This is a genomic window from Oricola sp. (assembly GCF_022763245.1).
Taxonomy (GTDB): domain Bacteria; phylum Pseudomonadota; class Alphaproteobacteria; order Rhizobiales; family Rhizobiaceae; genus Oricola.
In genome coordinates, this window is the sequence record NZ_JALEGV010000041.1 from 254,995 (window position 1) to 274,116 (window position 19,122).

A 19,122-nucleotide genomic window follows, 5' to 3' on the forward strand; every position below is an offset into this window, starting at 1 on the left:
GGCGTCAGGCCGCCTTGGCGCGGATCTGGTAGTCCTTGATCTCCTTGAACACCATGCCCGGCGCCCGCTCGGCCTCGTAATTGAGCGAGAAACCGTTTTCGGCCAGGAACACGGGATCGCCGTCCAGATCGCGGGCGATGCCGGCGCGGTGCTTGTTCATGAAGGCTTCCAGCTGCGTGCGATCCTCATGGGAGATCCAGCGGCAGATGTTGAAGCGGGCCGCCTCGAAATCGACCGGCAGGCCGTATTCCTGCTTCAGCCGCTCCTTCAAGACGTCGAGCTGCAGCGCGCCGACCACGCCGACGATCGCCGGCGAGCCGTCCTCCGGAACGAAGAGCTGGACGACGCCCTCCTCGGCCATCTGTTGCAGCGCCTCCTTCAGCTTCTTGGCCTTCATCGCGTCGCCGAGCCGCACGCGGCGCAGTATTTCCGGCGCGAAATTCGGCACGCCGTGGAAGACCAGGGGCTCACCCTCGGTCAGCGTGTCGCCGATGCGCAGCGTGCCGTGGTTGGGAATGCCGACGACGTCGCCGGCGAACGCTGTGTCGGCGATCTGGCGCTGCGAGGCGAAGAAGAACTGCGGCGCGGTCAGGCCCAGCTGCTTGCCGGTGCGCGACAGGCGCGCCTTCATGCCACGCTGCAGCATGCCCGAGCAGATTCGCGCGAAGGCGATGCGGTCGCGGTGGTTGGGGTCCATGTTCGCCTGGATCTTGAAGACGAAGGCCGTCATCTTGTCCTCGGCGGCGTGGACGATGCGCGAATCCGCCTCCTGGTCGCGCGGGGGCGGCGCGAAGGCGCCGAGCGCGTTGATCAGGTCGCGCACGCCGAAATTGCGCAGCGCAGAGCCGAAGAACACCGGCGTCAGGTGGCCTTCCAGGAAAGACTGCCGGTCGAACGGGCGACAGGCCTCGCGGGCCAGTTCCAGTTCCTCGATGAAGGTCTCGCGCTCGTTCTCCGGCAGGTGGTCGGCCACGCTTTGCGGGCCGTTGACCGGCGTCGCCTCGACCTGCGAGTCGCTGCCGCGAAACGTGTTGGCGGCCAGATTGTAGGCGCCGCAGAACGTCTTCGACCGGCCGACGGGCCAGGTGACGGGAGCGGTGTCGAGCGCCAGCTTTTCCTCGACCTCGTCGAGGATCTCGAACGCGTCGCGGCTTTCGCGGTCCATCTTGTTGATGAAGGTGATGATCGGAATGTCGCGCATGCGGCAGACCTCGAACAGCTTCAGCGTCCGCGGCTCGATGCCCTTCGCGGCGTCGATCACCATGACGGCGGCGTCGACGGCGGTTAGCGTGCGGTAGGTGTCGTCGGCGAAGTCCTCGTGACCCGGCGTGTCGAGGATGTTGAAGACGTTGCCGTCATATTCGAAGGTCATCACCGAGGTGACGACCGAGATGCCGCGTTCGCGCTCGATCTTCATCCAGTCGGAGCGCGTCTGGATGCGGTCCTTCTTCGCCTTGACCTCGCCGGCAAGCTGGATCGCGCCGCCGAACAGCAGCAGCTTTTCGGTGAGCGTCGTCTTGCCCGCATCCGGGTGGGCGATGATCGCGAATGTGCGCCGTCGCGCGACGGCGTCCTTCAGACTTTCAGCCATAATCGTGTCCAAGAGAAAGGTGCAGGGCTTCTGGCAGGCGCGGCCCCGGCTGTCAAACGTCAAGCAGGAGCGCGCTGTTGCAACGAGATCGCGCATTTACGTTGATATCAATATTTCTTTCGCCTATGGTCCAGGCCACAACCGAGAGGACACGTCCATGGAACCGACCATCTATCTCTATTTCAACGGTGACTGCTTCGAGGCGATGAGCTTCTACGCCGAGACATTGGGCGGCGAGATCACCGGCGTCTATCGCAATGGCGACGCGCCCGATCCGGAGAGCCGCATGCCCGGCGGGGACGAGCTGGTGATGAACATGAACATGCGGCTCGGATCCGCCAACATCATGGCGTCGGATGCGCCGGGCGAATGGTACAACAAGCCGCAGGGCTTCTCGATTTCCATCGCGCCGGAGAGCGTCGAGGCGTTCGACACCATCTTCGACACGCTGTCGAAAGACGCCCAGTCAGTGTCGATGCAGCCGACCGAGACGTTCTGGGCGGAACGCTTCGCGATGTTCACCGACCAATATGGAACGCCGTGGATGCTCAATTTCACCGGCTCCAAGGCGATGGGCTGAGGCAGGGGAGACGCAAGCACGATGTCATTCCAGGCTTATCTCGACAACATCCAGGCCAAGACCGGCAAGTCGCCCGCCGACTTCAGGGCGATGGCCGCGGAAAAGGGGTTCGCCGACGCCTCCGGGCTCGCCCCCGGCGTGAAGGCGACACAGATCACCGACTGGCTGAAACAGGATTTCGGCCTCGGCCATGGCCACGCCATGGCGATCGTGGCGCTCCTAAAGGGCGCCAAGAAGGAAGGTAACCGGTAGCGGCGCTGCCGCGTCAGATGGGAGACAAGCATGACCTACGTGGACGGAATGGTCGCGGCTGTGCCGGCTGACGGCAAGGACGCCTATGTCGAATACTCGAAGCGCGCGGGCGCGGTCTTCAAGAGCCTGGGAGCAACGGCGGTCGTCGATTGCTGGGGCGAGACGGTGCCCGACGGGGAACTGACATCCTTTCCCCTTGCGGTGAAGAAGGAGGAGCACGAAGTGGTCGTCTTCTCATGGGTCGAGTGGCCCTCGAAGGAGGCCCGCGACGCGGGCTGGAAGGCTTTCGAGGACGATCCGTCCGTGTTCGAGCGTCTGGGCGAGATGCCCTTCGACGGCCGCCGAATGATCTATGGCGGTTTCGAAAGGATCGTCGGCCCATGACGAAGAAGGTCAAGACATGCCTCTGGTTCGATGACGGGGCGCTGCCGGCAGCGGAATTCTATTGCTCGCTCATCCCGGGTTCGCGCATCGACCATGTGAGCCGCCATGTCGAGAACGCCACCCATGGCGAACCGGGAGCGGTGCTGGCCGTGGAGTTCACGCTGGCCGGCGTGCCCTACCAGGCGCTCAATGGCGGACCGCATTTCAAGCTGTCGGAGGCGGTGTCGATCTCGGTCGCAACCGAGGACCAGGCCGAGACCGACCGGCTGTGGGCCGCGCTGACCGCCGACGGCGGATCGGAAAGCCAGTGCGGCTGGTGCAAGGACCGGTACGGGCTGTCCTGGCAGATCGTGCCGAAACGCGCGGTCGAATTGTTCAGCGGCCCGCAGGCGTCGAAGGTCTGGCCGGTGCTGATGACCATGCACAAGATCGACATCGCGACGCTGGAAAAGGTGGCCGAGGGGTAAGTCCATGCTTTCCGTCGAGAACACGGCCCGAGAAGGCGTGGTGCTCTCCATCCCGAGCGTCGTCACGCGTCAGGCCGAACCCTACCTCGCGATCCGGGCGGCCGGGCCGATGGCGAAGTTGCCGGACTTCGCACCGCCGCTGTTTCCGCGCCTCCACCAGTGGATGGCCGACAACGCGATCGCGTCGGGCATGTCCGGTTTCTTTCGCTATCGCCGTTTTTTTGGCGCCGACGTGGAACTGGAGGTCGGAACGACGACGCTTCAGCCGGCCACGGGCGGCGGCGAGGTGATCGCCGGCGAACTGCCGGCCGGCCGCTACGCCCATGCCGTGCATACCGGACCCTATGACCGCCTCTATGACGCGTTCCTGATGATGGAGGGCTGGATGGGTGGACGCGGACTGACGCCGGCGGGGCGTTTCGGCCCGGACGGCGCCCGACCCGACTGCCAGATCGAGATCTACCGCGTCACGCCGATGCATGAGACCGATCCGGCTCTGTGGAAGACCGAAATCCTTGTCAAACTGGTCGACTGAGCGGATTTCCGCACAGATTTGCCCCCGCCGTCGCTTGCAGATGACGCGAGGGCGCGGCAGATAGCCGCAATGACCAGACCGACCCTCACCCTCGTCCGCCTGCCCCACGGCGCCGACATTCCCCTGCCGGATTATGAGACGGCCGCCGCCGCCGGCATGGACCTGCGTGCAGCCGTTCCGGCCGATGCGCCGATGACGCTGCCGCCCGGCGCGCGCGCGCTGGTGCCGACCGGCTTCGTATTCGAAATCCCGGCCGGTCACGAAGGTCAGGTTCGGCCGCGTTCCGGCCTTGCCTTTAAGCACGGCGTCACCTGCCTCAACACGCCGGGGACGATCGATGCGGATTATCGCGGCGAGGTGCAGGTGCTTTTGATCAATCACGGAACGGAGCCGTTCGAGATCACGCGAAACATGCGCGTCGCGCAGATGGTGATCGCCCCGGTGACACGCGTCGCGGTCGCGGAGGGCGAACTCGCCTCCGAGACAACGCGCGGAGCGGGCGGCTTCGGCTCGACAGGGACACACTGACATGACCCCACCCCAACTTGTCATCTTCGATTGCGACGGCGTGCTCGTCGACACCGAATCCGTCGCCAATCAGCGGCTGAGCGAGATCCTTGCGGAAAACGGACTGGAGATGTCCATGCCCGCCTGCCGAAAGCGCTTCATGGGCCGTACGATGAAGAGCGTGCGCGACATCGTGCTGGCCGAGGACGGCATCGATCTCGGCGAGGATTTCCCGGATCGCTGGCTCGCAGAACTGCCGGCTTTGTTCTCCGGCGGTGTGGAGACCATCCCGAATGTGCGCGAGGCGATCCTCTATTTGCAGGCGATCGACACGCCCTATTGCGTCGCTTCGTCGGCCAAGGTGGAGAAGATGCACCTGACGCTCGGAGTCTCCGGGCTGCTTCCGCTCCTCGAAGACGTTCTGTTCTCCGCCTGGATGGTGGAGAAGGGCAAGCCGGCGCCGGATCTTTTCCTCCACGCGGCCAAGACGCTCGGTTTCGAGCCGGAGCGCTGCGCGGTCATCGAGGACAGCGTCACCGGCGTGATGGCCGGCAAGGCGGCGGGCATGCGGGTCTACGGCTATGCGGCAGATCCTCTCACCGACGCGAAAGGCCTTGCCGAGGCAGGGGCCGTGCTGTTCGATGACATGCGCACGCTTCCGGCGCTGCTTGGATTGCAATGACATGACGTTCACCGGTTTCCTCACCTATGCGCTTGCGCTGGGCATCGCCGCGGCGATCCCCGGCCCCGGTGTGATCGCGCTGGTGGCGCGCGCGCTCGGTTCGGGCTTCCGGCCCACATTGCCGATGCTGTTCGGACTGGCGCTGGGTGACGTCGTCTATCTGGCCGCCGCGGTTCTCGGCCTCGCCTATATCGCGTCCACCTTCGGCGCCGTGTTCATGGTGATCAAATATCTCGGCGCGGCCTATCTGATCTGGATGGCGATCTCGTTCTGGCGCGCCGGCGTGAGCACGGAAAAGGTGGCCGCGCGCGCCGCCGGCGACGCCGTGTCGAGCTTCGTCGCTGGCTTCATGGTGACCATGGGCAACCCGAAGGTGATCGTGTTCTACCTGGCGCTGCTGCCGACCTTCGTCGACCTGTCCACCGTCACGCCGGTCGATTTCGTGATCCTGATCGTGCTCACCTTCGCCATCCTGGTCGCGGTGCTGCTGCCCTATATCGGGCTGGCCGGCCGCGCCCGCCACATGCTGCAGTCGCCGCGTGCGCTGAAGGTGCTGAACCGGGTCGCCGCAAGCTTCCTCGCCGGCGCCGCTGCGGTGATCGCCACGCGCGCGAACTAGGCCGTCTCCAGTCCCGGGGGAACGAAGCCCGGGGGGCTGTCGCGACCCCAACCTCTATTTTCAAGGTCTCAGACACTCCCGTCTCGAAACCACTCGCGGTGGCGAGGGCGCATGCCTGCCCTTTTCATTCCACGCTTGCCTGCTAACGTCGCAGGCGAATCGCGAGGCTTCCCATGATCCGTGCCGTTGCCATCCTCATTCTGGCCCTTGCCGCGTGGCCTGCCGCCGCGCAGTCCCTTCAGGCGCAATATGCGGCCTTTCTGGAAAACAGCATCTGGCCGGATGCGGAGCTCGCCGGCGTTTCGCGCGCCACCTTCGACAAGGCGATGGGGTCGAAGCGGCTCAACACCGACATTCCGGGGCTGGTGACGCCCGGCTCCACCGAGCCGCCGCGCCAGATGCTGCAGGCGGAGTTCTCCGAGCCGGCGAAATATTTCAACGAGCGCAATCTGGGCTATGTCACGTCGACCGGCCGGTCGCTTGCCGGGCAGCATGCCCGCACGCTCGCGGCCATAGAGAAGAAATATGGCGTGCCGGGGCGCATCATCATCGCGATCTGGGGGCGCGAATCCGGGTTTGGCCGCGTGAAGATTCCGCACGACGCGTTCCAGGTGCTTGGCACCAAGGCCTTCATGTCGACGCGGCCCGACCTCTTCCGCCGCGAACTGATCAACGCGCTGGTGATTGTGCAGACAGGTCGCGCAAAGCCGCAGGAGATGCGCTCGTCCTGGGCGGGCGCGCTTGGCCAGCCGCAGTTCATGCCGTCCTCCTATCTGCAATATGCCGTCGATTTCGACGGCAACGGCCATGCCGACATCTGGTCGTCGACCGCCGACACGCTGGCCTCCATCGCGGCCTATCTGAAGACCTTCGGCTGGCAGGACGGCCGCGACTGGGGTTTCGAGGTCACGGTGCCTGCCAGCGTCTCCTGCGCGCTTGAGGGCCCCGACCGCGGCAAGCCGATCGCGGAATGGGAAAAGCTCGGTGTCAAACGCGTCTCCGGCCGCCCGTTCCCGGCCGCCGAGGCGGGCCGTGAGGGCTTTCTGCTGATGCCGGCCGGGCGCTCCGGCCCCGCCTTCATCGTCACGCCGAATTTCTACGTGCTGAAGGAATACAACGAGAGCGATCTCTACGCGCTCTTCGTCGGCCATGCGGGCGACCGCATCCAGTGGGGCGACAAGACCTTCCAGGCGGGCTGGGGCAAGACCGATTCCATGCTGCGCTCCGACATCGCCGCGATGCAGCGCGCCATGGAGAAGATGGGCTACGACGTCGGCGGCGCCGACGGGCTGCCCGGTTTCCGGACGCGCCGTTCCATCGGCGACTGGCAACAGAAGAACGGCCGGCAGCCGACCTGTTTTCCGTCCAACGCGCTGATCCGCGCGATCCGCTAACCGTTCGCGCGCAAGCGGCGGATCCATGCCGCCGTCTCATGCGCTTGCACGGTCGCCGCGCGGATTAGGGTGTCGAAATGACGGGTCATCGACGCGACCGCGTCCTTGGCGTTCAGCACCAGATACATGTCGCCGACATAGACCGAGACGCGATACGGCCCGAAGACGGTGTAGGGCGCTGAGAAATTGGTCTGCGCGTCGAAGAGGTAGATCCGCAGGCTCGGATAAAGTTCGTCGAGCAGCGTCGCCATGTGGTCGAGCTGGGCGAGCCGCGCCGGTTCGGCGAGATCGCTCCAAATGCCCGAGCCGTCTCGAAGGTCACGCAGCCGCTGTTGCGGCATGCAGATCTCCATGTCCGTCTCCGGGCGGCGGGTATAGGCGATGCGCTCCTGCGCCTCATCGATGCGCGAGGTCAGCGTCCGCTTGTTCTCGCGGCTTTCATAGGAAATCACCGCGTCGGTGCGCAGCAGGTCCGGCACGGTGGTCGGCACGTAGCGGATCTTGGTGCCCACGGCCTCCGCGTGCCAGCTCTCCAGCAGCGTCTCGTCGCGATCGTCGGGGGCTTCTTCCAATTCCAGCGCCGGCTTGATCGCCGCCGTCACGTCTTCCGCCTGGCTGAGACCCAGAAGCCAGTCGAGGCTGACCCCGTGCACGGCGGCGATGCGCATCAGCGTCTCGGCGCGCGGCAGACGCGTCACGTCACCCGCCAGCAACTGCGTCAGCGCCGACCGGTCGACGTTGACGCCGGCCGCGAAGGCTGACCGGTTCTGCCCGGACCGGGCAAGCAATGTCCGCAGCCGGTCGCGGAACAGCCGCGAGACATCCCGCTTGTCGATTGAGCCCGGCATTGAGCGCAACGTCCCTGTTTGTTGATTTCAGTAAACAAATGAAGGAATTGCGGCGCATACGCAATGGAAATTCACCATTCCCGCGTTTCGCGCCGGTTTGTCAGGAGGCATGTTCTCGCCTGAAGGGGTGAAAGATGAGAGTTTTGAAACAGTTGGAATGGCCGACCATGGCCATGCTTGGGGCCTGCTATGGCCTGTGGTTTGTCAGTGGCCTCGTCGTCTATCCTGCGTTTCCCATTATCGGCCTCGTCGCCATGGCCGTCGCGACGGCCTTGCATTCCTCGCTGCAGCACGAAGCGTTGCACGGCCATCCGAGCCGCAGCGCTGCATTCAACGAGCTTTTGGTCGCCCTGCCGCTCGGTGTGTTCTACCCCTATCGCCGGTTCAGGCAGACCCATCTTGCTCACCACAATGACGAGCGCCTGACCGATCCGTATGACGACCCGGAAAGCTGGTATCGTTCAGCGGTAAGTTGGCAGGGTTTCGCCGCGCCGGTGAAACTTCTGCTTCGGCTGAACAACACCCTCGCCGGCCGTCTGATCCTCGGGCCGGGCCTGATGATCGCGGCCTTCTTCTCAACTGAGCTTGGCCGGGCCTGGCGCAACGAGCGCGACGTCCGCCGCGCCTGGCTCCACCAACTCGCGGGCCTTATCGTGCTTGCAAGCCTAGTCGTCGGCGTGATGGACATCGCTCCGCTGCACTATCTCGCCGCCGCCTATGGCGCGATGTCGATCGTCGCCATTCGGACCTATTGTGAGCATCAGTGGGCGGGCGATCCGGATGGCCGCACGGTCATCATCGAGAATGGCGGCGTCTTCGGCCTGCTGTTCCTGAACAACAACCTGCATCTCGTCCATCACAACCGCCCCCGTGCGCCCTGGTACCGCCTGCCGGCGCTCTACCGGGCAGACCGCGCCGAGTGGCGCCGGCGCAACGGCGGCTACGTGTTCTCGGACTATTGGGCGATCTTCCGCGCCTTCGCCTTCCGCGCCAAGGAGCCGGTCGTGCATCCGGCGTGGCGCACCGGCGCGCGAGCTGTACCCGTCCAGGGCGGCAGCTTCCATCCAGTCGGCGTCGTAACCGGTCCGCAGATCGGTTGCAATGCGGCTGTTCCGGCCAAAGCGGACCGCGACTGACGAAGTGGATCGTAATGCTTGCGACACAGGCCCACGGCGCCACGTCAGCGCGCGGCCCGAACACAACTTTCTGCAGGTTAGAGATGTATCAACAAGTTTCGGCTAGCAATATCTTGGAGAAAAACTTGCAGTAACAAAGGCGTGGCATGTTCCCCGGTCCGGTTCTGAATCGAATAGCGCACTCTTTCGCCCTGCCCACCGACAATCCCGACCTCCTGAAGGCCCAGTGCAAGTCTCTCTCCCGCTTCATTCCGCTGATGTATTTGGCCCTTGTGGTCAATGGCTGGGTCCTCGCCGTCGATTTCCACGGGCAGGCACCCGATTGGCTGACGGTCGTCGTCTCGCTTTTGCTCACCGCCGCCTTTGTGGGGCGTCTCGTGGTCTGGTGGAGGATGCGCAATGTCGAGTTGACGACCGAACGGGCGATCCGCGAACTCAGGCGCGTGAACCGCTTCGCCATCGCTCTCGCTCTCACCGCTCTCGGCTGGGCGCTTGCGCTTTATCCCCATGGCGATGAGGCCGCACGGGTCCATGTTCTCCTGTTCGTCACCATTTCGATGACCAGCAGCATGCTGTGCCTGACCTATCTGCACTCGGCGGCGGTCATCGTCGCCCTGGTCCCGGCGGTGCCGATCATCGCCTTCTTCTCGGTGCATGGCGCCCCGTTGCATCAGATGCTCGCGGTCAACATCATCTTCGTCTCGGTCGTCGCGCTTGTGGTCATCCGGACGCAAGGCAAGGATTTCGACCGTCTCGTGGTTGCCCAGTCGGACGCCCTGCGCCGCGAGCGCGAGCAGAGCCGCCTTCTGCACATGATCGACGACATGCCTGTCGCCGTGATGACGGTCGATCCTGAGACTCTGCGGATCAACTATCTGAACGAGACCTCCAGAAGCCTGATCCGCCGCATCGAGCATTTGCTGCCGATTACCGCGGACGAGATCCTGGGCGCGTCGATCGACGTGTTCCACAAGCATCCCGAACACCAGCGGGCGCTGCTGTCCGATCCTGCCAGGCTGCCGCACAATGCCCGCATCAAGCTCGGGCCGGAGGTGCTCGATTTGCAGATATCGGCCGTCCACGACGACGACGGCGCCTATCTGGGCCCGATGCTGTCTTGGGCGATCGTCACCAAGGAGGTCGAAACCGAGACCGAGATCTCCCGGCTCGCCCACAGCGACACGCTCACCTGCCTGCCGAACCGCTACACCTTTCACCGGCATTTCGAGGCCGTCCTGGCTCCGTCGGATGCCCGGGTGGCGCTGCTGCTCATCGATCTCGACGGCTTCAAATACGTCAATGACACGCAGGGCCACGGCGTCGGAGACGCGCTGCTCCGGCAGGTCGCAGATCGCCTGCGCGAAAAATGCGAGGTCGCCGACGCGTTCATATGCCGTCTGGGCGGCGACGAATTTGCTGTCCTGCTCTCGGACGCGGATGCAAGGCGGGCGGCGGACTTCGCACAGCGCCTCGTCGACGCGCTTGGCGCGCCCTACAGCCTCCAGGACGACCGGCATGTGCAGATCGGCGCCTCCGTCGGTATCGCGTTGGCGCCGGAGCACGGACAGGACACCGAAACGCTGCTGTCGCGGGGCGACATCGCTCTATATGCGGCGAAGGCCATGTCCAAGGAGGCCGTGCGGATTTTCCTTCCCGAGATGGAGGTCCGCGTCCACGAGCGCGTGCAGCTCGAAACGAAACTGCGTGCGGCGTTGCGCAGGCGCGACGAATTGTTCGTTTTCTACCAACCGATCGTCGACATCCGCACCGGCAAGATCACCGCCCGCGAAGCGCTGATCCGCTGGCACCAGCCCGAGCATGGCTGGATTTCGCCGGCCGAGTTCATTCCTGTCGCCGAACAATGCGGCCTCATCGACCAACTCGGCTGGTTCGTGCTCAACCGCGCCTGCCACGACGCGGCCGGCTGGGATGACGACGCACGGGTTGCGGTCAACATTTCCGCCGGCCAGTTCGGCAGGGGCGCCTTGCCCTCCGAAGTGCTCGCAGCTCTAGTCGATTCCGGACTGTCTCCCGAACGTCTCGAAATCGAGATCACCGAGACCGCGCTGATCGGCGAGGAAGTGGACGCGATCGGCGAATTGCGGCGCATGCGCGACCTCGGCGTCCGCGTGGCGCTTGACGATTTCGGAACCGGCTATTCCTCGCTGGCTCATCTGCGCGCCTTTCCCTTCGACAAGATCAAGATCGACGGATCCTTCGTCCAGGACGCGATTGAACGGCCCGACTGCGCGGCGATCGTCAGGACGGTCGCCGATCTCGGACGGCGCCTCGGCGCGACGACGGTGGCCGAAGGTGTCGAGAGCCAGGCGCAATTCGACTGCGCCCTCGCCGAGGGATGCGACGAGGTGCAGGGCTACATGTTCGGCATCCCGGCTCCGAGCGACCGCGATCTGGCGGTCGTGGAGGAGCTCAAGGCCGAAGCCGCGAGCGCTTCGGCGGCCTGATGATCCTGCGTGCCCTCCATGCCGTTCGTCGCCTGGCGCCCGTTATGCGCCCATGATCGCGATGCTTCCCATGTATGACTGGCCGGAACGGCGCACGGACACAGACGCCCGATGGGCGCCGCTGTGTGCAGCATTGCGCGCGGAGGGCTTCGACGCCCCCAACCATCTTGCGCGTGACGAGAACCTGGCCGGTATGTGGCTGTCGCCCGACCTGCTGATCGGCGAGACTTGCAGCCAGCCGCTGGCAACTCTCCTCGCGGGCAGGGTGCGCTATGTCGCGACCCCCGTGCATGACGCGCCGGGATGCGGGCAGGGCACCTATCGAAGCGTGATCGTGCGTCGCCGACCGGGTGCCGATCTGCCGCCGCCGGAAAGCCCCGCTGCGTCGATCCCCGCTTCGGCCGTCACCGGCCGCATGGCCGCCAACGAGGCCGGCTCGATGTCCGGATTTGTCGCGCCCGCGCGCGACATGAATGCTCTCGGGTTGGCATTTCTCGATGAAGGCGACATCGTCTTCACGGGCTCGCATCGAGGCTCGATCCAGGCCGTCAAGGCCGGTGAGGCGGATTTCGCGGCGATCGACTGCGTCACATGGCAAATCGCCCTGGCGCACGAGCCGGCCGCGCGTGAGTTGCACATTGCAGGCTGGACGGCGTCGCGGCCCGGTCTGCCGCTGATCACGTCACTGCGTTACGATGACGCGGCATGGGAGCGGATCCGGCGCGCGGTGCTGGCGTCGATGCCGGCCGTCGTGCTCGATCCGCCTATCGACCCTGCTCGTCTTCCTGATCCACGACCCTGAGCCGCAATTGACCGGTCCGGCTGTCCGCGGCCTTGCCCTCGACACCCTTGTCGGCGTCCGCCTTGGCCGCGGCTGCGCGCTCGGTGTCGAAATCCATCGCCTCGATCTTCTGGCCGCGGCGGGTGACCTTGCCGGAGGAGACAAGGATGTCGTCGATGTCCTTCTGTGCCTGACCGAAATGGGTCTGAAGCTTGCGCACGCGGTCGTCGAGCCGCGTCACGTCTTCCATCAGCCGCAGCACTTCGGCCTGGATCAGATGCGCTTGCTCACGCATGCGCGCATCCTTCAGAAGCGCCTGCACGACCTGGATCGACAGCATCAGAAGAGAAGGAGACACGATGACGACGCGCGCCCGATGCGCCCGCTGGATGATCGCCTCGTGATGCTCGTGAATGTCGGCGAAGATCGATTCCGAAGGCACGAAGAGAAAGGCCGTGTCCTGCGTCTCGCCGGCAATCAGGTACTTCTCCGAGATCGCCTTGATATGCACGTCCATGTCGCGCCTGAAGCGCTTCGCCGCCTCGTTCAGTTGCGCGTCGTCCGCCGCTTCGCGAATGGCGTTCCATGCCTCCAGCGGGAACTTGGCGTCGATGACGAGGCCCGGCGCGTCATTGGGCATGTGGATGACGCAATCCGGTCGGTTGCCGTTCGACAGCGTCGCCTGGAAGGAATAGGCGTCCATCGGCAGCCCGTCCGCGATGATCGCCTCCATGCGCCCCTGGCCGAAGGCGCCGCGTGTCTGCTTGTTGGACAGGATCGACTGCAACTGCACCACGTCGCCGGCAAGCTGCTGGATGTTCGTCTGTGCCTTGTCGATCACCGCGAGCCGCTCCTGCAGGCGCGCGAGGTGCTCATGCGTGGATTTCTGCTGTTCCGTCATCGACTGGCCGATCCGGCTCGACATGGAATCGAAGCGCTGGTTGATCGCCTGGTTCAGTTCCGATTGCCGCGAGCCGAAGATCTCCGCCATCGACGCCATGCGGCCATGCATCTCCGACTGGGCCTTGAGGATTTCCGACATCCGGGCATCCGCCTCGGCGGCGCGGCGGCGGCTTTCTTCCGCTTCCGTGGCGCGGCGCCCGGCATTGCGCCAGGCGAGGACAAGGCCGAGCAATGCCAGCGTGGCGACGATCAGGGCAGCCAGCATCAGCATCTCGCCCAGGGTGAAGACGCGGCCAGCCAGCGTCATGAAAGGATGCGACATGTCGAGGGGAGTGTTCATGCGATGTTCTTACGCGATTCGCCGGCCCTTGTCAGACCGCGCCGCGCCGCGCGGAGATTGACGGGGCCACTCCCATTGCTTACGTGAGCGCCACGATGACCATCAAACCGCTCGTTCTTCTTCCCGATCCCATCCTGCGCCAGCCCTCCAAGACGGTGGAGCGTGTCGATGACGATCTGCGCCGTTTCGCCGACGACATGCTGGAGACCATGTATGACGCTCCCGGCATCGGTCTCGCCGCCATTCAGGTCGGCGAACCGATCCGCATGCTGGTCATGGACGTCTCGAAGGAAGAAGACGAGAAGAACCCCTTCGTCCTCATCAATCCGGAGATCGTGTCGTCCGGCGACGACGTCTCGACCTATGAAGAGGGCTGCCTGTCGATCCCGGATTACTATGCGGAGGTCGAGCGGCCTGCGACGGTGACGGTGAACTATCTCGACCGGGACGGCAACAAGGCCTCACTGACCGCCGACGGCCTGTTCGCCACCTGCGTCCAGCACGAAATCGACCATCTGAACGGCGTCTTGTTCATCGACCATATTTCCAAGCTCAAGCGGGACATGGTCGTCAAGAAATTCACCAAGCTGGCAAAACAGCGTGGCGGCACGCGGCTCTAGTCCTGCGGCACGGATCGCTTCTGCCGGCAAGGCAGGATCCAACACAGCAGCGGCCTGCTTCGCGCCGCCCGGCCTCGATGGCTGCGGCTGTATGTTTCGTGGTCTTTGAGGGAGCGTTGCGGATCGAGTTCGAGTTGCTTCGCTTCGCGGTGACCGAAAGCGCGCCGGTTCATGGCGACGTCCTTCACATGTGAATGAAATTGGTAAACCGGATATTGACGCCGGCGCTTAAGAATTCGTTAAGAAAATCGACGGCTTTTTAGCCATCCTCCGGAATTCTGACAGGGAGCGGACACATGCGGCTGATCTTCATGGGAACGCCGGACTTCTCGGTGCCCACGCTCACCGCTCTGGCGGCGCAGGGGCGTGACATCGTCGCCTGCTATTCGCAGCCTCCGCGCCCGGCCGGCAGGCGCGGGCTGGAGCTGACGAAATCGCCCGTCCACCTTCAGGCCGAAGCGCTCGGAATTCCCGTGCGAACGCCGAAGAGCCTGAAGGGCGCCGAGGAGCAGGAAGCCTTTCGCGCGCTCGAAGCCGACGCGGCGATCGTCGTTGCCTACGGGCTCCTGCTGCCCGAAGCCGTGCTGAATGCGCCGCGGCTCGGCTGCTTCAACGGCCACGCTTCGCTTCTTCCGCGCTGGCGCGGCGCGGCGCCGATCCAGCGGGCGATCATGGCGGGCGATGCGGAAACCGGCATGATGGTCATGAAGATGGATGTTGGCCTCGATACCGGCGACATCGCGCTGGAGGACCGCCTGCCGATCGGTGCGGACATGACCGCCGGCGAATTGCACGACCAGCTTTCGCAGCTTTGCGCCGACCTGATGGTGCGTGCCATGGCCGCTCTCGAGCGTGACAGCCTGACGTTGACGCCGCAGCCCGAAGACGGCGTCGTCTATGCATCCAAGATCGACAAGGCCGAGGCGCGCATCGACTGGGCGCGCCCGGCCGCCGAGGTTCACAACCACATCCGTGGTCTCGCGCCGTTTCCCGGCGCGTGGTGCGAGATGGAGATCGGCGGCAAGTGGGAACGGGTGAAACTCCTGCGCAGCCATCTGCCCGATGCGACGCCGGCGACGCCTGGCGTGCTCAAGGTCGAGGGTGGGCGGCTGCTCGCCGGCTGCACGGATGGCGCGGTCGAACTGGTGACCCTGCAAAAGGCTGGCGGCAAGGCGTTGAACGCGTCGGACTTCCTGCGCGGCGCCGCCCCGACCGCGATCCGCTAGCGTCGAACTTTACGCGATGCCGACCGGGCTTTAAGAGCCGGGGCTTGTTCAGGATCGAGTCACCTCATGCCCCGTTACCGCCTGACCGTCGAATATGACGGCACTCCCTATGTCGGATTCCAGCGCCAGTCGAACGGCTACGCGGTGCAGGAGGCGATCGAGAGGGCGGTGAAGAAGTTCTCAGGCGAGGACGTCACCGTCCATGTCGCCGGCCGCACCGACACCGGCGTGCATGCGCTCGGCCAAGTCTGCCATATCGACATGTCGCGCGAATGGGAGCCCTTTCGCGTTATGGAGGCCATCAACGCGCATCTGGTGATGGCCGACGAATGCGTGGCAATTCTGGATGTCGAGAAGATGAACGAGGAGTTCCATGCCCGTTTCTCGGCGACCACGCGGCATTATCTCTACCGCATCCTCAACCGGCACGCGCCGATCCCGCTGGAGCGGCAGCGCGCATGGTGGGTCAAGCGCCCGCTCGACATCGACGCAATGCACGAGGCCGCGGCGACGCTGCTCGGCACCCATGACTTCACTACCTTCCGTGCCGCCCAGTGTCAGTCCCGCTCGCCCGTCAAGACGCTCGACGAGATCCGCTTCACGCGCACCGGCGAACTGGTCGAAGCGCATGTGTCGGCGCGCAGTTTCCTGCACAACCAGGTCCGCTCCATCGTCGGCACGCTGAAGCTCGTCGGCGAAGGGCGCTGGACGGCGGCGGATGTGGAGGAGGCGCGCGACGCGCGCGATCACCAGCGTTGCGGCGCGCTCGCGCCACCGTACGGCCTTTATCTGGCCAAGGTGGATTACGACGTCGTATTCACGCCACTGGATACAACCCCGCCGCCGCATAGGCGTAGACGGCGAGGGGGTAGGTGACCGCGGCCTCGACGCCGACAAAGGCGATGGCGGTCGTCAGTGGCGCGTCGAGCGCCTGCCGCGTGACACGGGTCGAAAACCACAGCATGAGCATGATCGCGAACAGCGTCATCCACACCCAGAACTCGCCCGGACCACTGCCCGTGGTGAGTTCGCCCAGCGGAATGACGACGAACAGATAGCTGCCGAAGGCGGCGAGCCAGTTGCGGGCGACGATCAGATGCGTGAAGCGACGACCGAGCCCCAGCATGTTCAGGACAAACGCCAGCACGATCACCGGCGCGATCCAGAACACCAGTTCCAGCAGCGCCATCCGACCGAGGATCGAGCCGAGCGGAACGGTCAGCCCCTCCGCCTGCAATTGGCGCGCTTCGACCACCCAGGAAAAGATCAGCGCCGGCAGAGCGGCGGGCAGCGCCTCGAAGGATCGCCAGAACCCGTCGACGGTGATGTCCATGTCGTCGAGCGCCGCCGCGTCGCCGCGCACCAGCCGGACGGTGCAGGCGATATGATGCAGGGCGTAATCGAGAAAGTTCATGCGCGGGCCGCGAACCAGTCGGCGATGATGCGTTCGTAGATTTCCGTCAACACCTCAAGGTCATCGACCGCGACGCGCTCGTCGACCATGTGCATCGTCTGCCCGACGAGGCCGAACTCCACGACGGGGCAGTAATCCTTGATGAAGCGCGCGTCCGACGTGCCGCCGGAGGTGGAGATGACCGGAGACCGGCCTGTGACTGCCTCGATGGAGCCGGTCACGGCCTGGATCAGCGTCTCGTCGCGGGTCAGAAACACGGGGCTTGGCGGCGACTTCCAGTCCAGTTCGAAGCGCACCGGCGTATCCTTGCCCGGTCGCAGCGCATGATCGGCGGCGGCGCGCGCAAGACGCGCCTCGATTTCCGCCTTCAGGCTGTCGGCCGTCCAGCAGTCGTTGAAACGGATGTTGAAGCCGGCAGTCGCCCGCGCGGCGATCACATTGGTCGCCGTATTGCCGGTGTCGATCGTGGTGATCTCCAGATTGGAAGGCTGGAAATGCTCGGTCCCGTCGTCGAGCGGCGGGTCGAACAGGGCAGCCGCCATCTGCGTCATCGCGCGCAGCGGATTGTCGGCGAGATGCGGATAAGCCACGTGGCCCTGGGTGCCGATCACCGTGACCTGCCCGGACAGCGAGCCGCGCCGTCCGATCTTGACCATGTCGCCGAGCGTTTCGGGATTGGTCGGTTCGCCGAGAATGCAGGCGTCCCACTGTTCGCCCTCGCCGTCCGCCCATTCCAGGAGCTTGGTGGTGCCATTGATGGCGGGGCCTTCCTCGTCACCCGTGATCAGGAAGGAAATAGAGCCGGCCGGTGCGCCGTGTTTCTCGATGTGGCGCGCGACCGCGGCGACGAAACAGGCGATGCCGCCCTTCATGTCGACAGCGCCGCGACCGTAGAGCATCCCGTCGCTCACCGTCGCCGCGAAGGGTGGATGCGCCCAGTCGGCTTCGTCGCCGACGGGCACGACGTCCGTGTGACCGGCGAACATCAGGTGCGGACCTTGCGTGCCGAGACGGGCATAGAGGTTGTCCACGTCCGGCGTGCCGTGCTCGGCGAAGGTCAGCCGTTCGACGGCGAAGCCGAGCGGCGTCAGCATGGCCTCCAGCGCATCGAGCGCGCCGCCCTCCTCGGGAGTTACCGAGGGGCAGCGAATGAGCGTTTGCAGGTTGGAGAGGGGGTTGCCGGCGTTCTGCGTCATGGCTGTTGCTCTATCGGCGCCCGCAGGCAGCGTCAATGAGAGCGACCTGTCAGGCCGCCCCGCGCGGCCGGTCCTCGTCGATCAGCATGATCTTCTGCCAGATCTTGCGCGACAGGTTGGTGCCGAGCGTCTCGATGTCGTTGACCGCGTTGACGATGACGTCGTCATTCAGCGCCTGGGCGTAGAGGGCCGCAAGCTTGCCGGTGATCGAAAGGAGTTCGGAGCAGTAGTCGAGATAGCGCACGAGTTCCGGCGCGGTCAGGGTGCGGGCCGGAGAACTGAGCGTCGGCATGAAGCCGCGATGCAGGACGGCGGGGTCCTTGGTGAGCTGGTGCATGTCGATGATGTGGATCACCGAGCGCAGCTCGTGCAGGCCGCGGAGCGCGCTGCGGCGCTTGAAGCGCTCTTCCAGCGTCACCAGCGTGTAGAAACCCGCGCCGGCGAAGACCGCCGTGTTGAGGAAGGATTCGAGCCCCTGCACGAAGTCGAAGGCGCCCGTCGAGATGCGCTCGAAGGACAGGAACGTGCCGACCAGCGTGAAGATCGATGCGGCGGCGATGATGGCGGCCAGAATGACGGCGCGCAGCCACAGGACGGGCCTTTGCAGCTTCTCGGTCCGGTCGCCGATATCGCCGGCAAGCCCGACGACCTCCTGCGCCACCTTGCGCAAGCCGGCCTCCGGAAAACGCTCGCCGATCCGCTTCTCGAGCCGGGCGGCGGTGGTTGTGATCCGGTCCTTGTCAAGCGTGCGGTAAGGCATGCCGTCACGGTACACGCGACGGTTTAACGCATCGTGATCAGCGGCGCGAAAAGGGTGCGGGGCCGTGTTCGTTGGTTTCCGGCCGGCCCGGCATCACGGCGAGAATCAAAAAGGCGATCAGCGAGACCGCCGGGATCAGCAGCGCTACCGCAAGGATCCCCGGCAGGCCCAGATCGTGCAGCCGCTTGACCGCAAGCGCGACGCCGGCCCAGGCGGATGCCACCCATGCGACCAGCATGATCATGCCCCACAGCGCCAGCGACGGGCTGTCCTCGGGGATCGACGCGATCCGCGCGATGATGGCGCCCTGGATGAAGAGCATCAGAAGCGCCGCCAGCCAGAAGCTCTTGCGTCCGATCCGGCCCTTGAAGCCGAACAGGACCCATTTCACCGTCAGCGGATGATCGGGCCCGTCCGCCATC

At 65.0% G+C, this 19,122-nt stretch carries 22 protein-coding genes; 15 read left to right on the forward strand and 7 right to left on the reverse strand.

The features are described from left to right. Positions 1-4: 4 nt before the first annotated feature. A complete protein-coding gene (locus MRY80_RS21930) occupies positions 5-1,591 on the reverse strand; it encodes a peptide chain release factor 3 (RefSeq protein WP_293293379.1) in 1,587 nt (528 codons plus the stop codon). A gap of 157 nt (positions 1,592-1,748) precedes the next feature. Between MRY80_RS21930 and MRY80_RS21935 the strand changes: the two genes are divergently transcribed. The 9 genes from MRY80_RS21935 (at position 1,749) to MRY80_RS21975 (ending at position 7,011) form a co-directional block, all read left to right on the forward strand. Beyond that, complete coding sequence (locus tag MRY80_RS21935; protein WP_293293380.1) at positions 1,749-2,171, forward strand: VOC family protein; 423 nt, start codon at positions 1,749-1,751, stop codon at positions 2,169-2,171. Between the two features lie 21 nt (positions 2,172-2,192). Beyond that, positions 2,193-2,423, forward strand: a complete 231-nt coding sequence (locus MRY80_RS21940; RefSeq protein ID WP_293293381.1) for a DUF4287 domain-containing protein — start codon at positions 2,193-2,195, stop codon at positions 2,421-2,423. 30 nt (positions 2,424-2,453) lie between these two features. After that, positions 2,454-2,807: a DUF1428 domain-containing protein gene (locus MRY80_RS21945; protein WP_293293382.1), complete on the forward strand. Its 354-nt coding sequence runs from the start codon at positions 2,454-2,456 to the stop codon at positions 2,805-2,807. After that, positions 2,804-3,274 (forward strand): VOC family protein, encoded by a 471-nt coding sequence (locus MRY80_RS21950; RefSeq protein WP_293293383.1) that lies wholly within the window; start codon positions 2,804-2,806, stop codon positions 3,272-3,274. Before MRY80_RS21945 ends, MRY80_RS21950 begins: the two co-directional genes overlap by 4 nt. A gap of 4 nt (positions 3,275-3,278) precedes the next feature. After that, positions 3,279-3,809: a GyrI-like domain-containing protein gene (locus MRY80_RS21955; protein WP_293293384.1), complete on the forward strand. Its 531-nt coding sequence runs from the start codon at positions 3,279-3,281 to the stop codon at positions 3,807-3,809. A gap of 69 nt (positions 3,810-3,878) precedes the next feature. Then, on the forward strand, positions 3,879-4,337 hold the full coding sequence (dut, locus tag MRY80_RS21960; RefSeq protein WP_293293385.1) for a dUTP diphosphatase: 459 nt from the start codon (positions 3,879-3,881) through the stop codon (positions 4,335-4,337). A gap of 1 nt (position 4,338) precedes the next feature. After that, positions 4,339-4,998, forward strand: a complete 660-nt coding sequence (locus MRY80_RS21965) for an HAD family hydrolase (RefSeq protein WP_293293386.1) — start codon at positions 4,339-4,341, stop codon at positions 4,996-4,998. 1 nt (position 4,999) lies between these two features. Beyond that, positions 5,000-5,617: a LysE family translocator gene (locus tag MRY80_RS21970; RefSeq protein WP_293293387.1), complete on the forward strand. Its 618-nt coding sequence runs from the start codon at positions 5,000-5,002 to the stop codon at positions 5,615-5,617. 173 nt (positions 5,618-5,790) lie between these two features. Continuing rightward, positions 5,791-7,011 (forward strand): lytic murein transglycosylase, encoded by a 1,221-nt coding sequence (locus MRY80_RS21975; protein ID WP_293293388.1) that lies wholly within the window; start codon positions 5,791-5,793, stop codon positions 7,009-7,011. Here the strand turns inward: MRY80_RS21975 and MRY80_RS21980 are convergent. Continuing rightward, positions 7,008-7,859: a helix-turn-helix transcriptional regulator gene (locus MRY80_RS21980; RefSeq protein ID WP_293293389.1), complete on the reverse strand. Its 852-nt coding sequence runs from the start codon at positions 7,857-7,859 to the stop codon at positions 7,008-7,010. The genes MRY80_RS21975 and MRY80_RS21980 overlap by 4 nt on opposite strands. A gap of 134 nt (positions 7,860-7,993) precedes the next feature. Here MRY80_RS21980 and MRY80_RS21985 point away from each other — a divergent pair, with 134 nt between their 5' ends. From MRY80_RS21985 to MRY80_RS21995, 3 genes are all read left to right on the forward strand, one after another. After that, the gene (locus tag MRY80_RS21985) at positions 7,994-8,995 is read left to right on the forward strand and encodes a fatty acid desaturase (protein ID WP_293293390.1); all 1,002 of its coding nucleotides are present in this window, start codon (positions 7,994-7,996) and stop codon (positions 8,993-8,995) included. A 146-nt stretch (positions 8,996-9,141) separates the two neighbouring features. After that, the gene (locus MRY80_RS21990) at positions 9,142-11,460 is read left to right on the forward strand and encodes an EAL domain-containing protein (RefSeq protein WP_293293391.1); all 2,319 of its coding nucleotides are present in this window, start codon (positions 9,142-9,144) and stop codon (positions 11,458-11,460) included. Between the two features lie 52 nt (positions 11,461-11,512). Then, a complete protein-coding gene (locus tag MRY80_RS21995; protein WP_293293392.1) occupies positions 11,513-12,262 on the forward strand; it encodes a PhnD/SsuA/transferrin family substrate-binding protein in 750 nt (249 codons plus the stop codon). On the opposite strand, the gene rmuC is transcribed toward MRY80_RS21995, so the two are convergent. Then, positions 12,225-13,484, reverse strand: a complete 1,260-nt coding sequence (gene rmuC, locus MRY80_RS22000) for a DNA recombination protein RmuC (protein WP_293293393.1) — start codon at positions 13,482-13,484, stop codon at positions 12,225-12,227. The two genes, MRY80_RS21995 and rmuC, sit on opposite strands and share 38 nt — an antisense overlap. Before the next feature lie 95 nt (positions 13,485-13,579). Between rmuC and def the strand changes: the two genes are divergently transcribed. The 3 genes from def (at position 13,580) to truA (ending at position 16,206) form a co-directional block, all read left to right on the forward strand. Continuing rightward, positions 13,580-14,104, forward strand: a complete 525-nt coding sequence (gene def, locus MRY80_RS22005; RefSeq protein WP_293293394.1) for a peptide deformylase — start codon at positions 13,580-13,582, stop codon at positions 14,102-14,104. Positions 14,105-14,400: 296 nt separating this feature from the next. Then, positions 14,401-15,330: a methionyl-tRNA formyltransferase gene (gene fmt / locus MRY80_RS22010; RefSeq protein WP_293293395.1), complete on the forward strand. Its 930-nt coding sequence runs from the start codon at positions 14,401-14,403 to the stop codon at positions 15,328-15,330. A gap of 66 nt (positions 15,331-15,396) precedes the next feature. Then, positions 15,397-16,206: a tRNA pseudouridine(38-40) synthase TruA gene (gene truA, locus MRY80_RS22015; protein ID WP_293293396.1), complete on the forward strand. Its 810-nt coding sequence runs from the start codon at positions 15,397-15,399 to the stop codon at positions 16,204-16,206. On the opposite strand, the gene MRY80_RS22020 is transcribed toward truA, so the two are convergent. The 4 genes from MRY80_RS22020 to MRY80_RS22035 are packed head-to-tail and all read right to left on the reverse strand — an operon-like array spanning position 16,148 to position 19,121. Beyond that, positions 16,148-16,744 carry a hypothetical protein gene (locus MRY80_RS22020; protein ID WP_293293397.1) on the reverse strand — a complete coding sequence of 199 codons (597 nt, stop codon included), beginning with the start codon at positions 16,742-16,744 and terminating at the stop codon, positions 16,148-16,150. The two genes, truA and MRY80_RS22020, sit on opposite strands and share 59 nt — an antisense overlap. Continuing rightward, complete coding sequence (dapE, locus tag MRY80_RS22025; RefSeq protein WP_293293398.1) at positions 16,741-17,940, reverse strand: succinyl-diaminopimelate desuccinylase; 1,200 nt, start codon at positions 17,938-17,940, stop codon at positions 16,741-16,743. Before dapE ends, MRY80_RS22020 begins: the two co-directional genes overlap by 4 nt. Positions 17,941-17,989: 49 nt before the next feature. Further along, positions 17,990-18,700 carry a hypothetical protein gene (locus MRY80_RS22030; RefSeq protein ID WP_293293399.1) on the reverse strand — a complete coding sequence of 237 codons (711 nt, stop codon included), beginning with the start codon at positions 18,698-18,700 and terminating at the stop codon, positions 17,990-17,992. 37 nt (positions 18,701-18,737) lie between these two features. After that, complete coding sequence (locus tag MRY80_RS22035; protein ID WP_293293400.1) at positions 18,738-19,121, reverse strand: DUF805 domain-containing protein; 384 nt, start codon at positions 19,119-19,121, stop codon at positions 18,738-18,740. Between the last annotated feature and the right edge of the window lies 1 nt (position 19,122).